19 protein-coding genes are annotated in these 22,649 nt (G+C 72.8%); 4 read left to right on the forward strand and 15 right to left on the reverse strand.

Going from position 1 to position 22,649, the window contains the following annotated elements; all coding sequences use genetic code 11:
- Window positions 1-95 precede the first annotated feature (95 nt).
- The 5 genes from Q4D18_RS05975 to Q4D18_RS05995 form a co-directional block, all read right to left on the reverse strand.
- A complete protein-coding gene (locus Q4D18_RS05975) occupies window positions 96-1,382 on the reverse strand; it encodes an ABC transporter permease (protein WP_303126557.1) in 1,287 nt (428 codons plus the stop codon).
- On the reverse strand, window positions 1,379-2,173 hold the full coding sequence (locus tag Q4D18_RS05980; RefSeq protein WP_303126558.1) for an ABC transporter ATP-binding protein: 795 nt from the start codon (window positions 2,171-2,173) through the stop codon (window positions 1,379-1,381). Before Q4D18_RS05980 ends, Q4D18_RS05975 begins: the two co-directional genes overlap by 4 nt.
- 181 nt (window positions 2,174-2,354) lie before the next feature.
- A complete protein-coding gene (trpS, locus tag Q4D18_RS05985; RefSeq protein WP_303126559.1) occupies window positions 2,355-3,479 on the reverse strand; it encodes a tryptophan--tRNA ligase in 1,125 nt (374 codons plus the stop codon).
- Between the two features lie 20 nt (window positions 3,480-3,499).
- Window positions 3,500-4,423, reverse strand: coding sequence for an exodeoxyribonuclease III (locus tag Q4D18_RS05990; protein ID WP_303126560.1), 924 nt, complete (start codon window positions 4,421-4,423; stop codon window positions 3,500-3,502).
- Complete coding sequence (locus tag Q4D18_RS05995) at window positions 4,423-4,974, reverse strand: phage holin family protein (RefSeq protein WP_303126562.1); 552 nt, start codon at window positions 4,972-4,974, stop codon at window positions 4,423-4,425. The genes Q4D18_RS05990 and Q4D18_RS05995 overlap by 1 nt, the downstream gene beginning before the upstream one ends.
- Window positions 4,975-5,092: 118 nt before the next feature.
- On the opposite strand from Q4D18_RS05995, the gene Q4D18_RS06000 reads away from it, so the two are divergent.
- A complete protein-coding gene (locus Q4D18_RS06000) occupies window positions 5,093-6,586 on the forward strand; it encodes an MFS transporter (RefSeq protein ID WP_303126563.1) in 1,494 nt (497 codons plus the stop codon).
- A gap of 149 nt (window positions 6,587-6,735) precedes the next feature.
- Here the strand turns inward: Q4D18_RS06000 and Q4D18_RS11920 are convergent, their stop codons facing one another.
- The 4 genes from Q4D18_RS11920 to glyA all read right to left on the reverse strand — a co-directional run bounded on the left by Q4D18_RS11920 (window position 6,736) and on the right by glyA (window position 11,872).
- Window positions 6,736-8,574 carry an ABC transporter permease gene (locus Q4D18_RS11920; RefSeq protein ID WP_368389635.1) on the reverse strand — a complete coding sequence of 613 codons (1,839 nt, stop codon included), beginning with the start codon at window positions 8,572-8,574 and terminating at the stop codon, window positions 6,736-6,738.
- A 2-nt stretch (window positions 8,575-8,576) separates the two neighbouring features.
- On the reverse strand, window positions 8,577-9,545 hold the full coding sequence (locus Q4D18_RS06015) for an ABC transporter ATP-binding protein (protein ID WP_303126565.1): 969 nt from the start codon (window positions 9,543-9,545) through the stop codon (window positions 8,577-8,579).
- A gap of 133 nt (window positions 9,546-9,678) precedes the next feature.
- Window positions 9,679-10,584 (reverse strand): bifunctional methylenetetrahydrofolate dehydrogenase/methenyltetrahydrofolate cyclohydrolase, encoded by a 906-nt coding sequence (locus Q4D18_RS06020; protein ID WP_303126566.1) that lies wholly within the window; start codon window positions 10,582-10,584, stop codon window positions 9,679-9,681.
- 7 nt (window positions 10,585-10,591) lie between these two features.
- Entirely contained in the window at window positions 10,592-11,872 is a 1,281-nt protein-coding gene (gene glyA, locus Q4D18_RS06025; RefSeq protein WP_303126567.1) for a serine hydroxymethyltransferase, read from the reverse strand.
- Between the two features lie 222 nt (window positions 11,873-12,094).
- On the opposite strand from glyA, the gene Q4D18_RS06030 reads away from it, so the two are divergent.
- The gene (locus tag Q4D18_RS06030) at window positions 12,095-13,576 is read left to right on the forward strand and encodes a catalase (protein WP_303126568.1); all 1,482 of its coding nucleotides are present in this window, start codon (window positions 12,095-12,097) and stop codon (window positions 13,574-13,576) included.
- Between the two features lie 76 nt (window positions 13,577-13,652).
- Here the strand turns inward: Q4D18_RS06030 and Q4D18_RS06035 are convergent, their stop codons facing one another.
- Entirely contained in the window at window positions 13,653-15,218 is a 1,566-nt protein-coding gene (locus Q4D18_RS06035) for a hypothetical protein (RefSeq protein ID WP_303126569.1), read from the reverse strand.
- Between the two features lie 174 nt (window positions 15,219-15,392).
- Here Q4D18_RS06035 and purU point away from each other — a divergent pair, with 174 nt between their 5' ends.
- Window positions 15,393-16,268, forward strand: a complete 876-nt coding sequence (gene purU / locus Q4D18_RS06040) for a formyltetrahydrofolate deformylase (protein WP_303126570.1) — start codon at window positions 15,393-15,395, stop codon at window positions 16,266-16,268.
- 22 nt (window positions 16,269-16,290) lie between these two features.
- A complete protein-coding gene (locus Q4D18_RS06045) occupies window positions 16,291-16,812 on the forward strand; it encodes a gamma carbonic anhydrase family protein (RefSeq protein WP_303126572.1) in 522 nt (173 codons plus the stop codon).
- A gap of 97 nt (window positions 16,813-16,909) precedes the next feature.
- On the opposite strand, the gene Q4D18_RS06050 is transcribed toward Q4D18_RS06045, so the two are convergent.
- The 5 genes from Q4D18_RS06050 to Q4D18_RS06070 all read right to left on the reverse strand — a co-directional run.
- Window positions 16,910-18,262, reverse strand: coding sequence for an ABC transporter ATP-binding protein (locus Q4D18_RS06050; protein WP_303126573.1), 1,353 nt, complete (start codon window positions 18,260-18,262; stop codon window positions 16,910-16,912).
- Window positions 18,263-18,300: 38 nt separating this feature from the next.
- Window positions 18,301-19,161, reverse strand: coding sequence for a carbohydrate ABC transporter permease (locus tag Q4D18_RS06055; RefSeq protein WP_303126579.1), 861 nt, complete (start codon window positions 19,159-19,161; stop codon window positions 18,301-18,303).
- Between the two features lie 101 nt (window positions 19,162-19,262).
- Window positions 19,263-20,207, reverse strand: a complete 945-nt coding sequence (locus Q4D18_RS06060) for a carbohydrate ABC transporter permease (RefSeq protein ID WP_303126574.1) — start codon at window positions 20,205-20,207, stop codon at window positions 19,263-19,265.
- The gene (locus tag Q4D18_RS06065) at window positions 20,204-21,508 is read right to left on the reverse strand and encodes an extracellular solute-binding protein (RefSeq protein WP_303126575.1); all 1,305 of its coding nucleotides are present in this window, start codon (window positions 21,506-21,508) and stop codon (window positions 20,204-20,206) included. Before Q4D18_RS06065 ends, Q4D18_RS06060 begins: the two co-directional genes overlap by 4 nt.
- Window positions 21,509-21,584: 76 nt before the next feature.
- On the reverse strand, window positions 21,585-22,649 hold a 1,065-nt coding region (locus Q4D18_RS06070; protein ID WP_303126576.1), incomplete at its 5' end, for an ATP-dependent helicase C-terminal domain-containing protein.

Genomic DNA, 22,649 nt, shown 5'->3' on the forward strand with positions numbered 1-22,649 from the left:
GTTCTGGAACTGCGGGTCCTGGTTCGTCATGGTCTCTCTCCGTTCTCGAGGTGCGGTGGGGGTCGGGGGTCGGGGGTCGGACGGCGCGGCGGCCGTCACTCGTGGCGCAGGGCCTCGATGGGGTCCTTGCGGGCGGCGCGGGCGGCGGGGAGGGTGCCGGCGAGGAACGCGATGGCCACGATCAGCCCCACGATCAGCAGGAGCGCCCACGGATCCACCGCGAAGAGGATCAGTCCGGTCACCCCGCTCAGGACGCCCTGGGTGAGCACCTGGTTGGCCACCAGGCCCACGGCCGCGCCGAGGCCCACGCCGATCAGGGACCCGAGGAGGCCGATGACCACGGCCTCGAGGGTGAACAGGCCGAAGATCCTGCCGCCCGTCATGCCGAGGGCCTTCATGAGACCGATCTCCCGCGTGCGCTCCTGCACGGCCATCAGCAGGGTGTTGATGATGCCGAAGCTCGCCGCCAGCAGGGCGATCAGGGCGAAGCCGTTGAGCACCCACGTCACGGCGTCGATGATCCCGCGGATCACGCCCAGCTGGTCCTCGAGCGTCTGGGCCTGGTAGCCCTGCTCGGCGAGCGCGGTCTTCACGGCGGTCTCGTTCTCCGGCATGCCATCGACCGTCACGGTGGCCTGGAAGTAGGTGTTCCGCTGCTCCTCGGGCAGGCCCTGCGTGGTCACGTCGTGCAGTCGCTGCTCGAGCTCCGGGGAGGGCACGGGTCCCGCGCCGGAGCCGGAGGCCACCGGCTCCGTCACGCCGACGACGGTGGCGTCCACGCCGGACTGCGCGCCGAGCGGGTCGGAGGCCACGAGGGTGACCTCCTGGCCCACCACCTCCTGGGGGACGGACCCGCCGAGGGACTCCACCCAGTCGGTGGGCACCGTCACCTCGAGGGCGTCCCCGTCCGCCGCGGGCGCACGGCCGGCCGCCAGGGAGAGCATGTCGATCTCGAACGAGGCGCCCATGAACGGCACCTCCCACTGCCGCCCGTCGGCGCCCTCGATGTAGTCCGGCTCCACCAGGCGGGCGGTCTCCACGTCCGTGACGTGCTCGGTGGCGCGGATGGCGTCCAGGTCCTCCTGGGTGAGCAGGGGCATGCCGAACATCTCACCGGAGGCCACGGCGTCCGGATCGTACTCGGTGGGCGCGCCGCCGGGCATCGCCGCCTGCGTGTTGGCCTGCTTGGACACCGTCAGCTCGTCGGGGGCGCCGAAGCCTTCCACCATGGTGTCCACGTACTTGTTGATCCCGGTGCCCAGACCGCTGGTCAGGGTCAGGGTGAACGCGCCGATCACGATCGCGATCACCGTGAGGAAGGTGCGCAGCTTCGAGCGCAGGGTGTTGGTGACGGCCGTCCCGGCCAGGTCGAGGGCCTTCACGGGCGGGCCTCCGTCCAGGTCGGGGCGAGGGCGGCGGGCGCGACCCCCGGGCGCAGGCCGGCGCGCTCGTCGGAGACGATCCGGCCGTCCTGCATCTCCAGGCGACGGCCGCACTTGGCCGCGAGGTCGTCGTCGTGGGTGACCACCACGAGGGTGATGCCCTCGTCCCGGTGCAGGCCGAAGAGGATGTCCTCCACGGCCGCCGAGGTGGCGGAGTCCAGGTTGCCGGTGGGCTCGTCCGCGAAGAGCACGGTGGGCTCGTTGACCAGGGCGCGGGCGATGCACACGCGCTGCTTCTGGCCGCCGGAGAGGTCCGTGGCGCGGTTCTTGGCCTTGTCGTCGAGCTCGAGGCGCTCGAGCACCGCCATGCCGCGACGCGTGCGCTCGGCGTGGCCGACGCCGGCGATCTTCAGCGGCAGGACGGCGTTCTCCAGGACCGTCTGCCCCGGGTTGAGGAAGAACTGCTGGAACACGAAGCCGAAGCGCTCGTTGCGCAGGCGGGTCACCTCCCGCGCCTTCAGCTGGGAGACGGGACGGCCGTCCATCGCGACGACGCCGGCCGTCGGCTGGTCGAGCAGCGCCAGCAGGTGCATGAGGGTGGACTTGCCGGAGCCGGACTTGCCGACCACGGCGACGGACTCACCGCGTCCGATCTGCAGGGTGACGCCCTTGAGCGCGTCGAAGCGCGAGGCCCCCCGCCCGTACACCTTCACGAGGTTCTCCGTCTCCAGGACGGGCTCCTCGCCGCCCGGCGCACCCGCCACGGGCGGTGCCTCGTAGACCGTGGACATGCGTTCGCTCTCCCTCCGTCCGCCGGCCGCCCGACGCGGTCCGACCCCGCCATCCTGACACGGCGCTGTGCCCCGCCCCTCCCCCATGGGTCGGAGATGCGGCCGGCCCCGCCAGCGACCCCGGGAGGAAGTCGCCGGCGGGGCCGGTCCTGCGAGGCGGGGCCGCGCGGGCCCGCGCGGCTCAGCGCAGCGGCGGCAGGAAGCCGACCTTCGCGTAGACGTCCTCGAGGACGGGGGTGGCCACCTCACGGGCCTTCGCGGCGCCGGCGGCGAGGATGCGGTCCAGCTCCGCCGGGTCGTCCAGCAGCTCCAGGGCGCGCTCGCGCACGGGGGCCAGGCGCTCGACGACGGCGTCCGCCACCGCCACCTTGAGGTGGCCGTACATCTGCCCGGCGAACCGCTCCTCGAGCACGGGGATCGGGGTGTCCGTGACCGCGGAGAGGATGGTCAGCAGGTTGGACACGCCGGGCTTGGCCTCCCGGTCGAAGCGGACCTCGGTGCCGTCGTCGGTGACCGCCGACTTGATCTTCTTGGCGGTCCTCTTCGGCTCCTCGAGGATGTTGATCAGGCCGTTCGGGGACGCGGCCGACTTGGACATCTTCGATGTCGGGGCCTGCAGGTCGTAGATGCGCGCGCCGGTCTCCGGGTAGAAGCCGGCGGGCACCACGAACGTCTCGCCGTAGCGGTGGTTGAACCGCTGGGCGAGGTCGCGGGTGAGCTCGACGTGCTGGCGCTGGTCGTCGCCGACGGGCACGCCGTGCGGCTGGTACAGCAGGATGTCCGCGGCCATCAGCATGGGGTAGGCCAGCAGCCCGACCCCGGCGGCGTCCTGGCCCTGCTTCGCCGACTTGTCCTTGAACTGGGTCATGCGCATCGCCTCGCCCATGCCCGTCATGCAGGTCAGCACCCACGCCAGCTGGGCGTGCTCGGGCACCTGGGACTGCACGAACAGCACGGAGCGCTCGGGGTCGATGCCGCCGGCGATGTACTGCGCCGCCGCCACGCGGGTCCGCTGGGCGAGGGCCTCGGGGTCCTGCGGCACCGTGATGGCGTGCAGGTCGGGGATGAAGTAGAAGGCGTCGAAGTCGTCCTGCACCCTCACCCAGTTCACGAGGGCGCCCAGGTAGTTGCCCAGGTGCAGCGAGTCGGCCGAGGGCTGCATGCCGGAGAGCACGCGGTGGCGCGCGGAGGCGCCGGCCAGGTGGGCGGTGCGGCCGGCGTCCTGGGCCAGCACGTCCGCCACGGTGGGCCGGCGCGGCCCGCCGGTGTCGGGGGCGGCGGCGTCGACGGGGGTCTGCTCGGTCATCGTGGTCCTCCTCGGGCCGGTCAGTACTGGTAGTCGGCCACGAGCGGGGCGTGGTCGGAGAAGCGGGTGCCCCACGTGGGGGCGCGGTCCACGACGGCGGAGGTCGCCCGGGCGGCGAGGTCCGCGGTGGCCATGTGGTAGTCGATGCGCCAGCCGGCGTCGTTGTCGAACGCCTTCCCGCGCATGGACCACCACGTGTAGGGCCCGGGGACGTCGCCGGCCTGGGCGCGGCCCACGTCCGTGAAGCCGAGTTCGCCGAAGAACCGGTCGAAGTACGCCCGCTCCTCGGGGAGGAACCCGGCCTTCTTCACGTTGCCCCGCCAGTTCTTGATGTCCCGCTCGGTGTGGCCCACGTTGAGGTCACCGGTGACCAGGGCCGGATGGTCCTGCGCGGCGAGCTCCCCGAGGCGGCGGACCATCTCGTCCAGGAACCGGTACTTGTCCTCCTGCTTGGGGGTGTCCACCTCGCCGGAGTGCACGTAGGCGGACACCACGGTCAGCAGCGAGCCGTCCGGCAGGCGCACGTCCGCCTCGATCCAGCGGCCGGCCGCGTCGAAGTACGCGTCCGCGTCACCGATGCCCACGCGCACGTCCTCGAGGGGGAAGCGGGAGGCGATCGCGACGCCGGCCCGGCCCTTGGCCTCGGCCTCGGCGTCGGCCAGGTGGACCTCGTCCCACTCCCCGCCCACGATCTCCGGGACCAGCTTCTCGACGATCGCCCGCGGGGCGCGGACCTCCTGCATGGTCAGCACGTCCACGCCGCGGCCGGCGAACCAGCCGGCCATGCCCTTGCGGTGCGAGGCGCGGACGCCGTTGACGTTGACGGTGGCCACGCGCACGGCGCCGTCCGCCTTGGGGGCGCCGGCGTTCGCGTGGACGATCGGCTCGCCCGGGGCGGGCTCCGGCGGGTGGCCCGTGTCCGTCGTGGGGGTCCGGTCCGGCATCAGGACACCACCGTCCCGGTCACGGGGCCCTCGGACTCCCCGCGGCCCTCCTTCATCATGTCCCGCGCGTTGGACGCGGTGATCTGGATGGTCTCCAGGGCGCGGTCCACCATCTCGCGGTCCCCGCCGTCGGCGGAGTCCAGCTGCTCCTTCACCACACGGGCCTGCACCTGGACGATCTTGAAGGAGTGGTCCAGCTTGGTGTCCCGCATCGGGTCGCCGGCCGGGGCGGGGGCCGCCGCGGCGGGCGCCGGCTGCTGCGGGCCGCGCAGCGCCGCGGCGTCCGAGCGCATCTGCTCGACCGTCCGGTCCACCTTCTGCGAGGCGGAGCGCACCCCCCGGCGGACCTGCAGGAACACCACGACGGCGAACACCAGCCAGGCCGCGGCGATCGCCACCACCAGCCAGCCGATGAGGTCGTTGGCGTTGGCCGCGAAGACGATGGCCACCAGCAGCACGATGATCATCACCGTGAAGCCGGTCGAGCCGATCGCCAGGCCGGCGCGCGGGGCGGCGGCGGGGCGGGACCCGGACGGGATGCTCTGGGGCATGGGTGTGCTCCTCATGTGGATGTCGGACTCCTCCCATCATCCCGCACCGGCGGGCCCGCGTCCGAATCCACGACGCCGGCCCGCACCGCACCGCCCGGCGCACGCCTAGGCTGGGCCGGTGACCCCCTCCCCCTCCCCGGCCGACGCCGGCGCGTTCACCGCCGCCCAGCGCCGCATCCTCTCGGTCCTGCTCATCCCGCTGTTCCTGGCCCTGATGAGCGTGTCCGTGGTGAACGTGGCCCTGCCGGCCGTCGAGCGGGGCATCGACGCCTCCCCGGCGGACCTGCAGTGGGTGCTCTCCGGGTACACGCTGACCTTCGGCGTCGTGCTGGTGGCCGCGGGCCGCGCCGGCGACCTGTGGGGGCGCAAGCCCCTGTTCCTAGCGGGGATCGGCCTCTACGTGCTCGGCTCCCTCGTCTCCGGGCTGGCCCCGGACCCCCTGTGGCTCAACGTCGGACGCCTGGTGACCGGCGTGGGCGCGGGCGTGTTCAACCCGCAGGTGATCGGGTTCATCCAGTCCCACTTCTCAGGCCGGGCCCGCGGCCGGGCGTACGGGCTGTTCGGGATGGTGGTGGGCCTCGGCGTCGCCGTGGGGCCGCTGCTGGGCGGCCTGCTCATCGGCGCCCTGGGGCCCGACTGGGGCTGGCGCGCCACCTTCCTGATGAACGCCCCGGTGGGGCTGTTCGCGATCGCCATGGGCGCGGTGTGGCTCGCCCCGGACACCCGCGTGCGGGGCGCCGACACCCCGGTCCGCGGCGGCCTGGCGGCCCTCGACCCGGTGGGCGCCGTCCTCCTCGGCGCCGCCAGCGTGTCCCTCATGGTCCCCTTCATCGTGCCCGGCACGTGGTGGCTGCTGGCCGCCGCGGCCGTGCTCGGCACGGCGTGGTGGCTGTGGGAGCGGCGCGTGAAGGCCGCCCAGGCCCGCACCGGGGTCGCCCCCATGGTGGACCCCGCGCTGTTCCGCCGCGCGTCCTTCACCATCGGCGCGGCGGAGTCCACCCTGTTCCTGGCCACCATGCCCGCCGTGTTCGCGGTCACCGCCGTGTTCCTGCAGCAGGGCCTCGGATTCAGCGCCCTCGCCTCCGGCCTGGCCACCCTGCCCGGCGCCGCCGTGCAGGCCGGGCTCTCCCCCTGGGCCGGCGCGCGCGTGCAGCGCCACGGGCCGCGCCTCGTGGCCGTCGGCGGCGTGGTGGGCCTGGTCTCCCTCATCCTGCTCTGGCAGGCCTTCGAGCGCTCCGCCGCCGGCGCGTGGAGTCCGTGGACCGTGGCGGTGGCGCTCGCGGTCATGGCGGTCTCCCAGGCGCTGATCCTCACCACGGCGCAGGTGCTCATGATGGACGACGTCCAGGGGCACGAGGCCGGGGCGGCCGGCGGCGTGGCCCAGACCGCGCAGCGCACCGGCACGGCCCTGGGCCTGTCCGTGGTGATGGGTGCGTTCTTCGCCGCGCTCGGCGCGGCCTCCGCGGCCTCGGGCGGGGAGCCCTCGGCCGCGGAGTACGCCCACGCCGGCTCCGCCGCGCTGGTGATGGTCGGCGTGTGCTGGGCCGCGACGACGGGGATCGCCTTCGCGGACCTGGCGCGCCGCCGTCCTCGGGAGCGCGCCGCCGCGTGAGGCCTCTCCCCCTCCCCCCCCTCTCCGGAATCGACTGCGGTTCCGACCCTTCTGAGCCGGGATTCCGTGCTGAGAAGGGTCAGAACCGCAGTGGATCCGTGGGGGCGGGGGAGGTGCCTGGGGCGGGGGCGGGAGCCGTCCGCGCCGGCTCAGCGCAGGAAGAGTGCCGCCAGGCGCCGGGAGGCGAGCACCAGGCCCACGGCCACCATCACCAGGAAGTAGAGGATGTGGCCGCCCGTGGCCCAGGACAGCGCACCGACGGCCAGCTGGCGCATCATCTCCACCGCGTGCCACAGCGGCAGCGCCTGGATGACCCACTGCACGGGCTGCGGGTAGACCTCCAGCGGGAAGAACGTGGCGGAGAACAGGAACATCGGCAGCATCAGCATGGTGATCCAGTCCATCTGCTGGAACGTCTTCATGAAGCTGGTGGCCGCCATGCCCACCGCGGCGAATCCGAACGCCACCAGCAGCGCACCCGGGACCATGAGCACGGCGGTCCAGCTGGTCACCAGGCCCATGAGCGTCATGACGATCAGGAAGCCGGTGGCGTAGACCCCGCCGCGGAACAGGGCCATGAGGATCTCGCCGAGGGCCACGTCCAGCGGGCCCAGCCGCGTGGCGAGCATGGTCTGGTACGTCTTCGCGAAGCGCAGCTTGAAGAACACGTTCCAGGTGGAGTCGTAGACCGCGCCGTTCATGGCGGAGACCGCCAGCAGCGCGGGGGCGATGTACATGCCGTACGGCACCGGCTCGCCGCTCGGGCCGGTCATCTCGCCCACCAGGGAGCCCAGGCCGATCCCCAGGGACAGCAGGTAGAGGACCGGCTCGGCGAAGCCGGAGACGAACACGGACCAGTTGTTCGACTTCAGGGACAGGAACGCCCGCTCCAGGACCGCGCGGATGTTGCCGGAGTACATGCCGGACAGCGCCCCCGCGCGGACCGTGACCTCCGGCATCGGGGGGACGGCGGGCACGGCGGAGGGGACGGGGCCGGCGTCGTGGTCTGCGGCGCCCGAGGCGCCGGCGCGGTCCGCGCGTCGGCTGAGCACGGAGCCGCGGGCCGCCTCCTCCGGGCGCGCGACGGCGTCCGGGTCCGGCTGGCCGGGACGCCAGCCCAGGCGGCGGGTGTAGATGCGCACGGCCACCGCGGCGCCGGAGACGGCGAGCACCACGAGGTACAGCACGTGCACGGCCGTCAGCCAGGCCGGGTTCGGCATGCCGTAGGACAGGACGCGGCCCAGCTGCGCGGCGTGCCACTGCGGGGAGATCCAGCCGATCCACCGCAGCGCCAGGGGCAGCTGGGTGAGCGGGTAGAACGTGGCGGAGAACAGGAAGAGCGGCATGATCACGAACCGCTGCAGCAGGGCGAACTGGCCCTTCTCCTCCTTCAGGGAGGCCGCGAACGCCATGACCCAGGTGCCGACCGCCAGGCCACCGAGCGTGGCGGTGAGGACCTGGACCCACGCCCACGGGGAGTCCGTGGCGCCGAACGCGGCCATGACCAGGAGGAACACGAGCGACTGCGTGAGGAACCGCAGCGAGACCGCCAGCAGGTGCCCGCGCGCGATCTGCGCCGGGGACAGCGGGGTGGCCTGCGCGGCGTAGTAGAGCCGGTGCCAGCGGAAGCCGTCCATCACCGGGTAGGAGAACTCCACGGAGGCGGTCATCAGGGCCGAGGCCGCCAGCAGGGCCGGGGCGATGAACTGCAGATAGGTGGCGCCGCCGAGGACGTCCTGGGACGCTCCGCCGCCGATCAGGGTGGCCAGGCCGAGGCCCATGGCCAGCAGGTACACCAGCGGCTCGCCGACGGCGTTGGCCACGATCACGGACCAGTACGCGCGCATGCTGCGCAGCTGGTGCTCGGCGAAGTACCAGACGCCGCGGCGCCGCACCCGCGCGGCCGTCTGCGCCGGGGTGTGCGGGGGCGTCAGCGGGGCCGGGGCGGCCGCGCCGGCGGCGGTGGCGGACTGCGAGGGGGCGGCCATGCTCAGTCCACCAGGGTGCGGCCGGTGAGGATCAGGAAGACGTCCTCGAGGGAGGCGCGGCGCGTCAGGGAGGTGACGGGCTCGTCGACGCGGCCGGCCTCGACGAGGGCGGTGACGGCGTCGTGCAGGTCGTCCGCGTGGTCCCCATAGAGCAGGACGCGGTCCGGGAGCACCTCGATGCGGTGCACGCGGGTCTCGGCGCCCAGCACCTCGGCGGCGGCCTCGTTGCGGTCCGTGCCGAAGCGGGCCTCGAGGACCTCGCGGGAGGCGTGCTCGCGGATCAGCTCGCGCGGGGTGCCGGCGGCCATGATCCGCCCGCCGTCCACCACCACGAGGCGGTCGCAGAGCTGCTCGGCCTCGTCCATGTAGTGCGTGGTGAGCACGAGGGTGGTGCCGCGCTCCTTCAGCCGGTAGAGGCGGTCCCAGAGGATGTGGCGGGCCTGCGGGTCCAGGCCCGTGGTGGGCTCGTCCAGCAGGAGCAGCCGCGGCTCGTTCACCAGCGCGCGGGCGATCACCAGGCGGCGCTTCATGCCGCCCGAGAGCGCGTCCGCCTTGGTGTCCGCCTTGTCCGTCAGCTGCGCGAACTCCAGCAGCTCGAGGGACTTGGGCCGCAGGTAGGAGTACGGCAGGCCGAAGTAGCGGCCGTAGATGAGCAGGTTGTCCCGGGCGGTGAGCTCCTCGTCCAGGTTGTCCTGCTGCGGCACCACGCCCAGGTGCGCGCGCACCGCCGGACCGTCCTGCTCCGGGTCGATCCCCATGATGGACAGCTCACCGGCCGTGCGCTGCGAGACGCCCGCGAGCATGCGCATGGTGGTGGACTTGCCCGCGCCGTTGGGGCCGAGCAGGCCGAAGCACTCCCCCGGCCGCACGTCCAGGTCGATGCCCTGGACCGCGTGGAAGTCGCCGTAGTGCTTGCGCAGGCCGCGGGCCCGGATGACCGAGGAGAGGGCTGTCGAGGTGGGGTGGCTCACACCGTGTGATCCTACGGGCCCCACCGCCGCCGGATCGACTGCGGTTCTGACCCTTCTGAACGGGGATTTCCGCCTAAGAAGGGTCAGAACTGCAGTGGATCCGCGGGGGGGCGGAGGTGGGGCGCGGCTCGGGTCAGCGGGCCCCGCCCTCCCCGTTCTGGTCGGCGGCCGCGCGCTCGGCGGCCTGGACCACGTTGGCCAGCAGCATGACGCGGGTCATCGGGCCCACGCCGCCCGGGTTCGGCGCCATCCAGGCGGCCTTCTCGGCCACGGCCGGGTCGACGTCGCCGAGGATCCGCGCCTTTCCGTCCTCGCCCTCGACGCGGGAGACGCCCACGTCCAGGACGATCACGCCGTCCTTGACCTGCTCCGGCTTCACCATGTGGGCGGAGCCGGCGGCGGCGATGACCACGTCCGCCTCGGCCAGCAGCTCGTCCAGGTTGGTGGTGCCGGTGTGTGCCAGGGTCACGGTGGCGTTGACCTCGCGGCGGGTGAGCACCAGGCCGGCGGGGCGGCCGATGGTCACGCCGCGGCCGATCACCAGCACGTGCTTGCCGGCCAGCTCCACACCGTGGTGCTTCAGCAGCTCCACGCAGCCGGCGGGGGTGCACGGCAGCGGCGAGTCCAGCTCCCCGCCCACCGAGGCCACGAGGCGGCCCAGGTTCATGGGGTGCAGGCCGTCCGCGTCCTTGTCCGGGTCGATGGCCTCGAGCACCCTCTGGGTGTCCACGTGCTCCGGCAGCGGCAGCTGCACGATGTACCCGGTGCACTCCGGGTCCTCGTTCAGCTCGTGGACCACCGCGAGGACCTGCTCCTCGGTGGCGTCCGCCGGCAGCTCCTTCTGGATGGAGCGGATGCCGACCTCGGCGCAGTCGCGGTGCTTGCCCGCCACGTACTTCTGCGAGCCCGGGTCCTCGCCCACCAGGACGGTGCCCAGGCCCGGCGTGAGGCCGCGCTCGGCGAGGGCCGCCACGCGGGCGCGCAGCTCCTCCTTGACGGCGGCCGCGGTGGCCCTGCCGTCCAGCGTCTGTGCCGTCATCGGCCGATCACCACTCCTCGAGGCCGTCGTAGAGCGGGAAGTCCTCGGTGAGCTTCACGACGCGGGCGCGCAGGGCCTCGACGTCCGGCGAGGGCTTCAGGGCGGCGGCGATGATCTCGGCGACCTCGCGGAACTCGGCCTCGCCGAAGCCGCGAGAGGCCAGGGCCGGGGTGCCGATGCGCAGACCGGAGGTGGTCATCGGCGGGCGCGGGTCCCACGGCACGGAGTTGCGGTTCACGGTGATGCCGACCTCGTGCAGGACGTCCTCGCCCTGCTTGCCGTCCAGCTGCGACTCGCGCAGGTCCACGAGCACCATGTGGACGTCCGTGCCGCCCGTGAGCACGGAGACGCCGAGCTCGGCCATGTCCGGGGCGGTGAGGCGCTCGGCCAGGATCCGGGCGCCCTCCAGGGTGCGCTCCTGTTTCTCCTTGAAGTCCGCCGAGCCGGCGATCTTGAACGCCACGGCCTTGCCGGCGATCGCGTGCATCAGCGGGCCGCCCTGCTGGCCCGGGAACACGGCGGAGTCGATCTTCTTCTTCAGCTCCTCCGTGGAGAGGATGAAGCCCGAGCGCGGACCGGCGAGGGTCTTGTGCACGGTGGAGGTGACGACGTCGGCGTGCGGCACCGGGTTCGGGTGCAGGCCCGCGGCCACGAGGCCGGCGAAGTGCGCCATGTCCACCCACAGCCGGGCCCCGACCTCGTCGGCGATCTCGCGGAAGGCGGCGAAGTCCAGCTGGCGCGGGTAGGCGGACCAGCCGGCGACGATCACCTTGGGCTGGGCGGCCTTGGCGGCCTCGCGCACCTTGTCCATGTCGATCCGGTGGGTGTCCGGCTCCACCTCGTAGGCGGCGATCTTGTAGTTCTTGCCGGAGAAGTTGATCTTCATGCCGTGGGTCAGGTGGCCGCCGTGGGCCAGGGACAGGCCCATCATGGTGTCCCCATGGTCCATCAGGGCGGTCATCACCGCGACGTTGGCCTGCGCGCCGGCGTGCGGCTGCACGTTGGCGTGCTCCGCGCCGAACAGGTCCTTGGCGCGCTGGATGGCGAGGTTCTCCGCGACGTCCACGAACTCGCAGCCGCCGTAGTAGCGGCGCCCCGGGTAGCCCTCGGCGTACTTGTTGGTGAGCACCGAGCCCTGCGTCTGCAGGATCGCGCGCGGCACGAAGTTCTCGGAGGCGATCATCTCGAGCGTGCCGCGCTGGCGGCCGAGCTCGTCCGCGAGCGCCTGGGCGATCTCCGGGTCCACCTCGGAGAGCGGCAGCGTGGTGATGTCGGGCGTGTGGGTCACGGTGGTTCCCTTCGCTTGGTGTCCGCGGCGCGGGCCGCGTCGGTGGCCTCATCCTAGTGCGGGCCCGCCCGCCGCGGACCCGCCCGCGGGCGGCGGCCGCCGCACCGGACGGCACGCCGGGCGCTACTTCTGAATCGTTCCAATCCATGCGATGGTGGATGCGGCCACCTCGGCGGACCTCCTCCCCGGGACGGCCACGTCTTCCGACGGAAGGAGCACCCCATGACCGAGAACCAGCGGTCCACGCGCCTGAACGGCGCCCCGGCGGTCAGCGACCGCCAGTCCCTGACGGTGGGCACCGAGGGCCCGATCGTCCTGCACGACACGCACCTGCTGGACACGCACCAGCAGTTCAACCGGATGAACATCCCCGAGCGCCGCCCGCACGCCAAGGGCTCCGGCGCGTTCGGCGTCTTCGAGACCACCGAGGACGTCTCGCAGTACACGAAGGCCGCCCTCTTCCAGAAGGGCGCCACGACCGAGATGCTGGCGCGCTTCTCCACGGTGGCCGGCGAGCTGGGCTCCCCGGACACCTGGCGCGACGTGCGCGGCTTCTCCCTGAAGTTCTACACGGACGAGGGCAACTACGACCTCGTGGGCAACAACACGCCGATCTTCTTCGTGCGCGACCCCATGAAGTTCACCCACTTCATCCGCTCCCAGAAGCGCCTGCCGGACTCCGGCCTGCGCGACGGCACCATGCAGTGGGACTTCTGGACCCAGAACCCCGAGTCCGCCCACCAGGTGACCTACCTGATGGGGCCGCGCGGCCTGCCCCGCACGTGGCGCGAGATGAACGGCTACGGCTCCCACACCTACATGTGGATCAACGAGGCCGGTGAGAAGCACTGGGTGAAGTACCACTTCATCTCCCAGCAGGGCGTGCACCACTTCACCAACGACGAGGCCGAGCGGATGGCCGGCAAGAACGCCGACTTCCACCGGCAGGACCTCTTCGAGTCCATCGAGAAGGGCGACTTCCCGAAGTGGGACCTGCACGTCCAGGTGATCCCCTACGAGGAGGGCAAGACCTACCGGTTCAACCCCTTCGACCTCACCAAGACCATCTCGCAGAAGGACTACCCCCGGATCAAGGTCGGCACCATGACCCTGAACCGGAACCCGGAGAACCACTTCGCGCAGATCGAGCAGGCCGCCTTCTCCCCGGGCGACACCGTCCCGGGCATCGGCCTGTCCCCGGACCGCATGCTGCTGGGCCGCGCCTTCGCGTACAACGACGCCGCCCGGTACCGGATCGGCGTCAACTACCACCAGCTGCCGGTCAACGCCCCGAAGAACGGCGTGGACGCCTACGCCTTCGACGGCCAGATGAACTACCACCACACCGGTGCCCGCTCCACGTACGCCCCGAACTCGTTCGGAGACCCGTGGTCGGACCAGACCGGCCCGGTGGAGGACTCCTGGGAGTCGGACGGCGAGCTCGTGCGCGCGTCCCAGGCCCTGCGCCAGGACGACGACGACTTCGGCCAGGCCGGCACCCTGGTCCGTGAGGTCTTCACGGACGAGGAGCGCGAGGAGTTCGTGCAGACCGTGGCCGGCGCGCTCGACGGCGTGAAGGAGCCGGTGCTGTCCAACGCCTTCCAGTACTGGAAGAACGTGGACCAGTCCATCGGCGAGCGCATCGAGGCCCAGCACCGGAAGAACCAGGGCGACGACATCCCGGGCATGCCCGCCGACGGATGACCTGCTCGCCGCACACGAGGAGGCCCCCGCAGCGTGACGCTGCGGGGGCCTCCTCGTGTGTCAGGACCTCACGGGGTCACTTGCGGCCCCAGCGGCGGCCCTGCGCGTCCGCCAGCTTGTCCTTCAGGGTCGAGGCGACGGTGCCGGCCGCCTTGCCCACGGTGCGGGCGGCCGAGCCGACGACCGGGGCGGCCTTGGCGGCCGCGGTGCCGGCGGTCTTGCCCACGGTGCCCGCCGTCTCCACGACGGTCGCCTTGACCGCCTCGAGCTTCGAGGGGGCCGGGCGCCCGGCCACGGCCTCGCCGCGGTCGCCGACCTCCACGCCGTGGCCGGTGGGGACCACCGAGTCCTGCGGGGCGTTGGCGGACGGACGGACGGCCTCGACCGGGGCGGCGTCCACCTGGACGCCGTCGCCGCCGGCCACGCCGGGCACGGCCACGTGGTCCGTGCCGGAGACGGCCGGGCGCACGGTGTCCTCGGCGCGGTCCGCACGGTCGGCGGAGCCGGTCGACTCGGCGGTCTCGGCGACGTCGGCGCGCGCCTCGATGACGGCGTCCTCGCCGGTCAGCGGGGTGGTGCCGTACACCTGGCCCTCCGGCAGGTCCTTCGTGGGGTCCTGGCCGGTGGTGGAGTCCTGGATGTAGGCCGGCGTCTCGAAGATCGGCTCGGGCGCCTCATGGGCGTGCTCCGGCGCCTCGATCAGGGCGTCCTGGCCGGTGAGCGGCGTGGTGCCCGGCACGGTCTCGGCCGGGGTGTCGGAGGAGGCCGTGGCCCGGCCCGTGGCCGAGGACTCGACCTCGGCCTCCGCGGAGCGGCGCTGGTCCTCGGTGACCTCGACGCGACCCGGCATGCCGGGCAGGCCGGCCACGGGACGAGAGAGGGCCTCGTCCTCGGAGAGCTCCGGCACGGTGTCCTCGGCCTTCTCCTCGGCCTTGTCCACGGCCACGCCCGCGCCGCCGGCCACGCCGGGCACCGCGGTGCGATCGGCGTCGTCCGAGGCGGCGGAGGCCTCGGCCGGGGCGGGCGTGCCCAGGCGCGGGCGACGGTCGGCCTCGGCGGACGCGTCGGAGGAGGCGCCCAGGGGCTCGGGCAGGGCGGCGCCGGTGGCGGCGTCGTCCACGGTCACGCCCGTGCCGCCCGCCACGCCGGCCGCGGCCAGGCCCAGCGGAGCCGCGTCGGCGGCGCCGTCGCGGTCGGTGTCACCGGCCGACGCGCGGCGGTCCACCTCGGCCGCGTCGAACGTGGACAGGGCCGAGGCCGGGCGGGCCTCGGCGTCACGGGTGTCCTCGGACTCGGCAGGACGCGGCGCGGCCGTGGAGCCGGACTTCTTCTTCTCGGCGGTCTTCGCGTCGAACGCGCCGGCCCCGGTCACCGCGGTCTCCTCGCGGGCCTGGGCGTCGGCCGCACGGCGGGCGTCGGCGTCGGCGTCCGAGTCGGTGCGGTCCCGGTCGGCGACGGCGCCCACGGCGCCGCCCTGGGTGGCGGCCGCGGTGGTGGCGGCCGGCTGCGCGGCGGCGCGCGGGGCGGCCTCGACGGCGGCCTCCTCACGGCGGCGCGACGACCGCACGGCGGTCGTGATGATGAGGATCACAAGCACCACGATGATGATGCCGATGATCCAGTACAGCGTGCTCTGGGGCATGGTGCGCTCCTCTGGTGTGAATCGGACGCCGCCCCGCCGGTCGGGCCGGAGATGTGCCGCGTCGCCGCCGGTCAGGCGGTCCTCCCCCGAATATCCCACATCCCGGGCCCGTCAACCACGCCGTCGCGGCGTCGCGCGGCGCCCGGCGACCCCGCCCGCCGATACCATCGCCGGATGGAGACCGCCCCCGCCCCGCACCGCCTCGTCCTCACCCTCTCCTGCCCGGACCGTCCCGGGATCGTGCACGCCGTCACCGGCGCCCTCCTCGGCGAGGGGGCGAACATCACCGAGTCGCAGCAGTACCACTCCCCCGACACGGGCGCCTTCTTCCTCCGCGTGGCCGTGGACTCCCCCGCGCCGCTCGAGCGGATCCGGGAGGCCCTGGCCGAGGCCGTCGAGCGGTTCCGCGTGCACCTGCAGGTGTGGGACGCGGACCGGCCCATGCGCACCCTCGTGATGTGCTCGAGGGACGGGCGCACCCTCAACGACCTGCTCTTCCAGCAGCGCACCGGCGGGCTCGCCGTCGAGATCCCCGTGGTGGTCTCCAACCACCGGGACCTCGAGCCCCTCGCCGCGTTCCACGGGGTGCCGTTCGTCCACGTGCCCGTCTCCTCCGACCCCGCCGCGGGGCACACCAAGGAGGCGGCGGAGCAGCGGCTGCGCGAGCTGATCCGCGAGCACGACGTGGACCTCGTGGTCCTGGCCCGCTACATGCAGATCCTCTCGGACGAGCTGTGCCGGGACCTAGAGGGCATGGCCATCAACATCCACCACTCGTTCCTGCCCTCCTTCAAGGGCGCGCGGCCGTACCACCAGGCCCACGAGCGCGGCGTGAAGCTCATCGGCGCCACCGCCCACTACGTCACCGCGGACCTGGACGAGGGCCCGATCATCGCGCAGTCGGTGCAGCCCGTGACCCACGCGCAGACCGTGGCGGAGTTCGTGCGCCGCGGCCAGGACGTGGAGGGCGCCACCCTGGTGCAGGCCGTGCGCTGGCACGCCGAGCACCGCGTGCTCCTGGACGGGCACCGGACGGTCGTCTTCAGCTGAGCCCGCCCCCTAGCCTGGGGGCATGGCACACCTCCTCACCGTGCGGGGCGCCACGCCCCGCGTCCACGAGTCCGTCTTCCTCGCCCCCACCGCCGCGATCACCGGCGACGTCGAGATGGCCGAGCGCTCCTCCGCGTTCTACGGGGTCTCCGTGCGCGGCGACTCCGCCGCCATCCGCGTGGGCGAGCGCACCAACCTGCAGGACAACGTGGTGCTCCACGCGGACGCGGACTTCCCCTGCACCCTGGGCTCCGGCGTCTCCGTGGGCCACTCCGCCGTGGTCCACGGGGCGACCGTGGGCGACGACTGTCTGATCGGCATGTCCGCCACCGTGATGAACGGCGCCCGGATCGGCGCCGGCTCACTCGTGGCCGCCGGCGCCCTCGTCCTCGAGGGCGCCGACGTGCCCGCGGGCTCGCTCGTGGCCGGCGTCCCGGCGAAGGTCCGCCGTCCGCTCACCGACGAGGAGCGGGAGGGCCTGAAGGTCAACGCCCGCACCTACCTCGAGCTCGCCGCCGCCCACCGGGAGGCGCAGCAGGGCTGACGCACGCACCCGACGACGACGGGGCCCGCCCCCTCCGTGATGGAGGGGACGGGCCCCGTGGCCCCCGTGGCATGCGGCGGGCCGTGGCCCGGCCGGCTCAGCGGTCCGCGGCGTGCGCGCCCTGCGCCGGGCGGGGCTGGGCCGGTGCGGCCGGCGCCTGCCCGCCGCGCGTCGTGACGTCACGGTCCTGGGCGTCCCGGGCCTGGGCCGCCTCGATCTGGCGGCGGCGGGCCTCCGCGGTGCGGCGGGTCAGCTCGGCGCCGGCCTCCGCGTCGCGGGTGAGGTTCTCGCCGGTCTCCGGGTCGAACAGGTGGATGCGGGTGGTGTCCACCCACAGGCGGGTCGGCACACCCGGACGGGCGGTGGACTCCGCGGACAGGGTGGCCACGACGACGGGCCGCAGCTCGTCCGCGTCGAGGTCCTTGGCCAGGGAGGACAGCAGCTCGGCGACCTTGGGGTCCGGCTCGAACTCGATGTAGCCGTACTGCTCGTGGCCCAGCCACTCGAGGTGGGTCAGGGTGGCCTCGAACTCGGAGCCGTTCGGGCGCTTGTGGTCCTCGACCAGCTCGGCGTCCTGGAAGAACTCCGGGCGCAGGCCCATGAACACGATGTCCCGCCCCTCGGCCCTCCGGGCCTTCTCGGCGGGCACCGGGATGTCGCCGATCGGGGAGGACAGCACGTACTCCCCGCCCTGCTGCCGCACGGAGACGGGCAGGAAGTTCATCGACGGGGAGCCGATGAAGCCGGCCACGAACAGGTTCAGCGGCTGCTCGTAGAGCTCGCGGGGGGACGCGACCTGCTGCAGCACGCCCTTCTTCAGCACGGCCACGCGGTCGCCGAGGGTCATGGCCTCGGTCTGGTCGTGGGTCACGTACACGGACGTGGTGGCCAGGCGGCGCTGCAGCTGCGAGATCTCGGCGCGCATCTGGCCGCGCAGCTTGGCGTCCAGGTTGGACAGCGGCTCGTCGAACAGGAACGCGTCCGCCTCGCGGACGATCGCGCGGCCCATGGCCACGCGCTGGCGCTGGCCGCCGGAGAGGTTGCCGGGCTTGCGCTCCAGGTGGTCCTGGAGCTCGAGCACGCGGGCGGCGTCGCGCACCTTGCGGTCGATGGCCTCCTCGGTGAGGGAGGAGTCCTTGGCCAGGCGCAGCGGGAACGCGATGTTCTCGTACACCGACAGGTGCGGGTACAGGGCGTAGTTCTGGAACACCATGGCGAGGTTGCGGTCCTTGGGGGCCGCCTCGTTCACGCGGCGGCCGTCGATCAGCAGCTCGCCGTCGGAGATGTCCTCGAGGCCCACGATCATGCGCAGCAGCGTGGACTTGCCGGAGCCGGAGGGCCCCACGAGGATGACGAACTCGCCGTCCTCGATGTCCAGGTTCACGTCCCGGATGGCGTGGTAGCCGTCGTCGTAGATCTTCTCGATGTGGTTCAGGGTGATGGAGGCCATCGTTCAGGGATCCTTTCTCAGGTCTCGCGTGGAGGGCCTCAGCCCTTGACCGCGCCGTTGGTCAGGCCGGCCACGATCTGGCGCTGGAAGAGCAGCACCAGGATCACGATCGGGATGGTCACGACGATCGCCGCGGCGGAGATCGCGCCGGTCGGCGACTCGAACTGCGAGGCGCCGGTGAAGAACGCGAGCGCGGCGGGCACCGTGCGGGCGGTCTCGGTGGAGGTCAGCGAGATGCCGAAGACGAAGTCGTTCCAGGCGATGAAGAAGGCGATGATCGCCGTCGTGAACACGCCGGGGGCGGCGAGCGGGACGATCACCTTGCGGAACGCCTGCAGCGGCGTGGCGCCGTCCACCTGCGCGGCCTGGTCCAGCTCCCACGGGATCTGCTTGAAGAACGCGGCGAGCGTCCAGATGGAGATCGGGAGGGTGAGGGACAGGTAGGGGATGATCAGGCCGAGCCACGTGTCGTACAGGCCCAGCACGCGCCACATGTTGAACAGCGGCGTGACCAGGGAGATCACCGGGAACATGGAGACCATGAGGGACACGGTCAGCACGAGCCGCTTGCCCGGGAAGTCCAGGCGGGCGATCGCGTAGGCCGCCAGGGTGGCCAGGACCACCGCGATCAGGGTGGCGATCACCGTGATGCCGATCGAGTTGCGCAGCGCGGTGAGGAACAGCTCCCGAGAGCCGCCCACGAAGATCTCCTCGTAGTTCACGGAGTCCCACGAGGTCGGCAGCAGCCGGCCGTTCGCGAGGTCCGAGGGCGACTTGAAGGAGGTCGCGAAGATCGAGAACAGCGGGAACAGGCACCACACGCCGATCACGACGGCGAGGATCCACCACAGCAGGGTGCCCTTGCCGCGGCGTCCGCGACGGACGGTCTCGGGCGCCACGTCCCGGCGGCCGACGGCCTCGCCGGCCTCGGGATGGCGGTCCTCGGTGCCGGGCCGCGTGGTCACCTGCTCCTGGGGAGCGGGGATGGGGTTGCCGGTGCTCACTTGGAACCTCCTCGGTCGGCCAGGTCCACCTTGAAGACCTTCACGGCGATGAACGCCATCAGCGCCACGCACAGGAACAGGATCACGGAGATCGCCGAGCCCATGCCGATCTCCAGCCGGCCGATGGACGTGCGGTAGGCCAGCAGGGACAGGACCTCGGTGCCGTAGGCGCCGTTGGTCATGATGTAGACGGCGTCGAAGATGCGGAACGCGTCCATCGCGCGGAACAGCACCGCCACCATGATGGAGGCCTTCATGTTCGGCAGGATGACGAGCTTCATGCGCTGCCACCACGTCGCGCCGTCCACCTGCGCGGCCTCGGTGAGGTCGCCCGGCACCTGGGCCAGGCCGGCCAGCAGGAGCAGGGAGATGAACGGGGTGGTCTTCCAGATCTCGGAGAGCATGATCACGGACAGCGCCGTGGAGCCCTGGGCGAACCAGTTCAGGTCCGCGGTGACGCCCGGGACCCAGCTGAACCAGTTGTTGATGAAGCCCGAGTCGATCGAGAACATGTAGTACCACGCGAATGCGGAGACCACGGTGATGATGCCGTAGGGCACCAGGATCATGGTGCGGATCAGGCCGCGGGTGTGCGTGATGGCGTGGTGCATGGCCAGGGCCAGCAGGAAGCCGAGGATCAGCTCGACGACCACGGTGACCACCGTGATCAGGACGGTCACCCCCAGGTCCTGCCAGAACACGGGGTCGGACAGGATGACCCCGTAGTTGCCCAGGCCCACGAACTCACGGTCGTCCGGCGCCGTGAGGCGGTACGTGAACAGGGAGTCGTACAGGGCTTGGGCGATCGGGTACAGGACCACGAACAGCATGACGAAGAATGCGGGCCCGGCCAGCAGCCAGCCGAGGCGGGCCTCCGACTTCGCGCGCGCGGACGTGGTCCGCCCCCTCGTGCGGGGTGTGGACTCGACGGCGGTGCTCACAGCAGACGCTCCCCTCGCAGGACTTCCTGGATGAACTGGTCCGTCTGGGCCGGCGTGGTGGCCGGGTCGACGGCGGACGGCGGCGTGAAGCTCAGCTGGATGGCCGTGGAGACCTCGTTGTAGTACGGGGTCTGCGGGCGCGGAGCGGCCTTGTCCAGGGACTCACGGATGACCGGGGCCATGGGGTACTGCTCGAGCACCTCGGGGTCCTCGTAGGCCTTCGGATCCGCGGCCGGGTTGCCGTTGCCCTTGAAGTACAGGGCCTGGTTCTCCGCGCTGGTGATGCAGGAGATCGCCTCGTAGGCCAGGTCCGGGTGCTCGGACTTCGCACCGACGCCCAGGTTGATGCCGCCCAGCGGCGGGGCGGCCTCCTGGCCCTCCATCGTGCGGGGGTAGGTGGTCCAGCCGATGTCCTCGGGCAGGTCCGCCGGCAGCGCACCGGACTCGGCCGACTTCAGGGTGGCCGGCCACACGAAGGGCCAGTTGACCATGAAGGAGCCGGTGTCCCCCTGGAAGAGCAGCATGGACTCGTTCTCGGCCTGCGTGGGCAGGCCGGCGGAGCCCAGGCCCTCCCTGCCGATGGTGGAGATGATCTCGGCGGCCTTGCGGCCGGCCTCGGAGTCCAGGTTGGTCCGGACCTCGTCCGCCGGGGCGGCCGGGTCGGCGATGATGCTCTCGCCGCCGCCCTCCACGAGGGCGTTCACCCACACGGTCATGGACTCGGCGCGGTTGCCCTGGACGCCGAGCTCGGTGTCCGTCTGGCGGGCGGCCTCGATGAGCTGGTCCCACGTCACGGGCTGGGACATGTCCAGACCCGCCTCCTCGGCCACCGACTTGCGGTACCAGAGCAGCTGGGTGTTGGCCCAGAAGGGCACGGACACCATCGTGTCCTTCCACATCGCGCCGGCGAGCGCGCCCTCGAGCGTGTTCTCCCGGGCGTGCTGCTGGACGTCCTGCGGCACGGGGGCGAGGAAGCCCGGCTCGGCCAGCTCGGGGATGAAGGGCGGGTCCAGGGACATGATGTCCATGGAGGTGTCACCGGCGGCGAGCCGGCGGGTCAGCTGCTCGCGCTGGGACGCCGCGTCGTTGGGGAGCATCGACGTCTCGATGGTGTAGCGGCCGCCTGCGGCGTCGGAGCAGATCTTCGCGATCTCCGCCTGCCCGCCGTCGTCGGGGTTGGTGTACCAGGTGAGGGTGGGGTTCTCCTCCGCCGGCGCGCAGCCGGCCATCAGGAGCGCCCCGGCGGCCGCCGCGGAGGCCAGGGAGGCCCTCCGTGCGACCCGGGACCGGGTCTGTCTCATCGGTGCTCGACCTCATTCTTCCTCGGTGGAGTGTGACGTAGACCCTACCCCGCGCGATGACCCGCCCCGCTGTGCGTCACCTCTGGAGTCGGCGGTTCGTCAGCGCGGTGGGCCGGGCGCTCGCGGGGTCCTCCGGCCACGGATGCTTGGGGTAGCGACCGCGGTTCTCCGCTCTGACGTGGGCGTACGGCCCGGCCCAGAAGGAGGGCAGGTCCGCGGTGACCGCGAGCGGGCGCCCGGCCGGGGAGAGCAGGTGCAGCACCACCGGCCGGCGGCCGTCCGCCACGGCGGGCGTGGCCTCCGCGCCCAGGAACTCCTGCAGCTTGGCGGCCAGCACGGGGGCGGTGTCCTGGTCCGTGGCCGGGTAGTCCAGCCGCACCCGGCGCCCGCTGGGGACCTCGAGCGCCTCGGGCGCGAGCTCGTCCAGCCGTCCCGCCTCGGGCCAGGGCAGCAGACCGCGCAGCAGCCCGGCCGCGTCCACGGAGCGCACGGACCGGCCCGCGGCCAGCTCGGCGGCCGCCGCCGCGGTGAACGGCTCCAGCTCGGCCAATGCGCCGTCCGTCATGTCCGGCCAGGGCGCGCCGAGGACGCGGTGCAGCAGCTGCACGCGCCGGCGCAGCCGCTCCCCCGGGCCGGGCCGCTCCGGGGAGCCGCCCTCGAATCCGGCCAGACCCGCCTCGGCGAGCCGGGCGACGACGGCGTCCCGCGCCGCCTGCGCCGTCACCTCGCCGGGCCCCTCGGTGAGGACGATGCGGCCGAGCAGGACGCGGCGCCGGCCCACGAGCCGCTCGCCCGACCACGAGGCGACGGTCTCCTCCCGCAGCAGGGCCGCGGCGGCGGTGCGCGCGGTGCCCTCGTCCAGCGGCGCGGCCGCCCGGATCAGCGCGCCGGTGCCCGCGGACTCGCCGACCACCCGGCCGGCCTCCGCCACGGCGAGCCACTCCTGTCCGCGCAGCGCCTCGGCCCCGTGGGGCAGCGCCGCGCGGGTGCCCGAGGCCAGGAGCCAGGTCTCGGTACCGGGCACACGGCGGGCCACCCGGCCGGGCGCGGCGAGTGCCGCCACGGCGCCCACCGGGTGGGCCCGGGCGCCCTCCGGTGGGGCCCCGACGGACGGCGCGGGCCCCGGTCCACGGCGGGCCAG

The organism is Micrococcus sp. (assembly GCF_030523875.1).
Taxonomy (GTDB): Bacteria; Actinomycetota; Actinomycetes; order Actinomycetales; family Micrococcaceae; genus Micrococcus.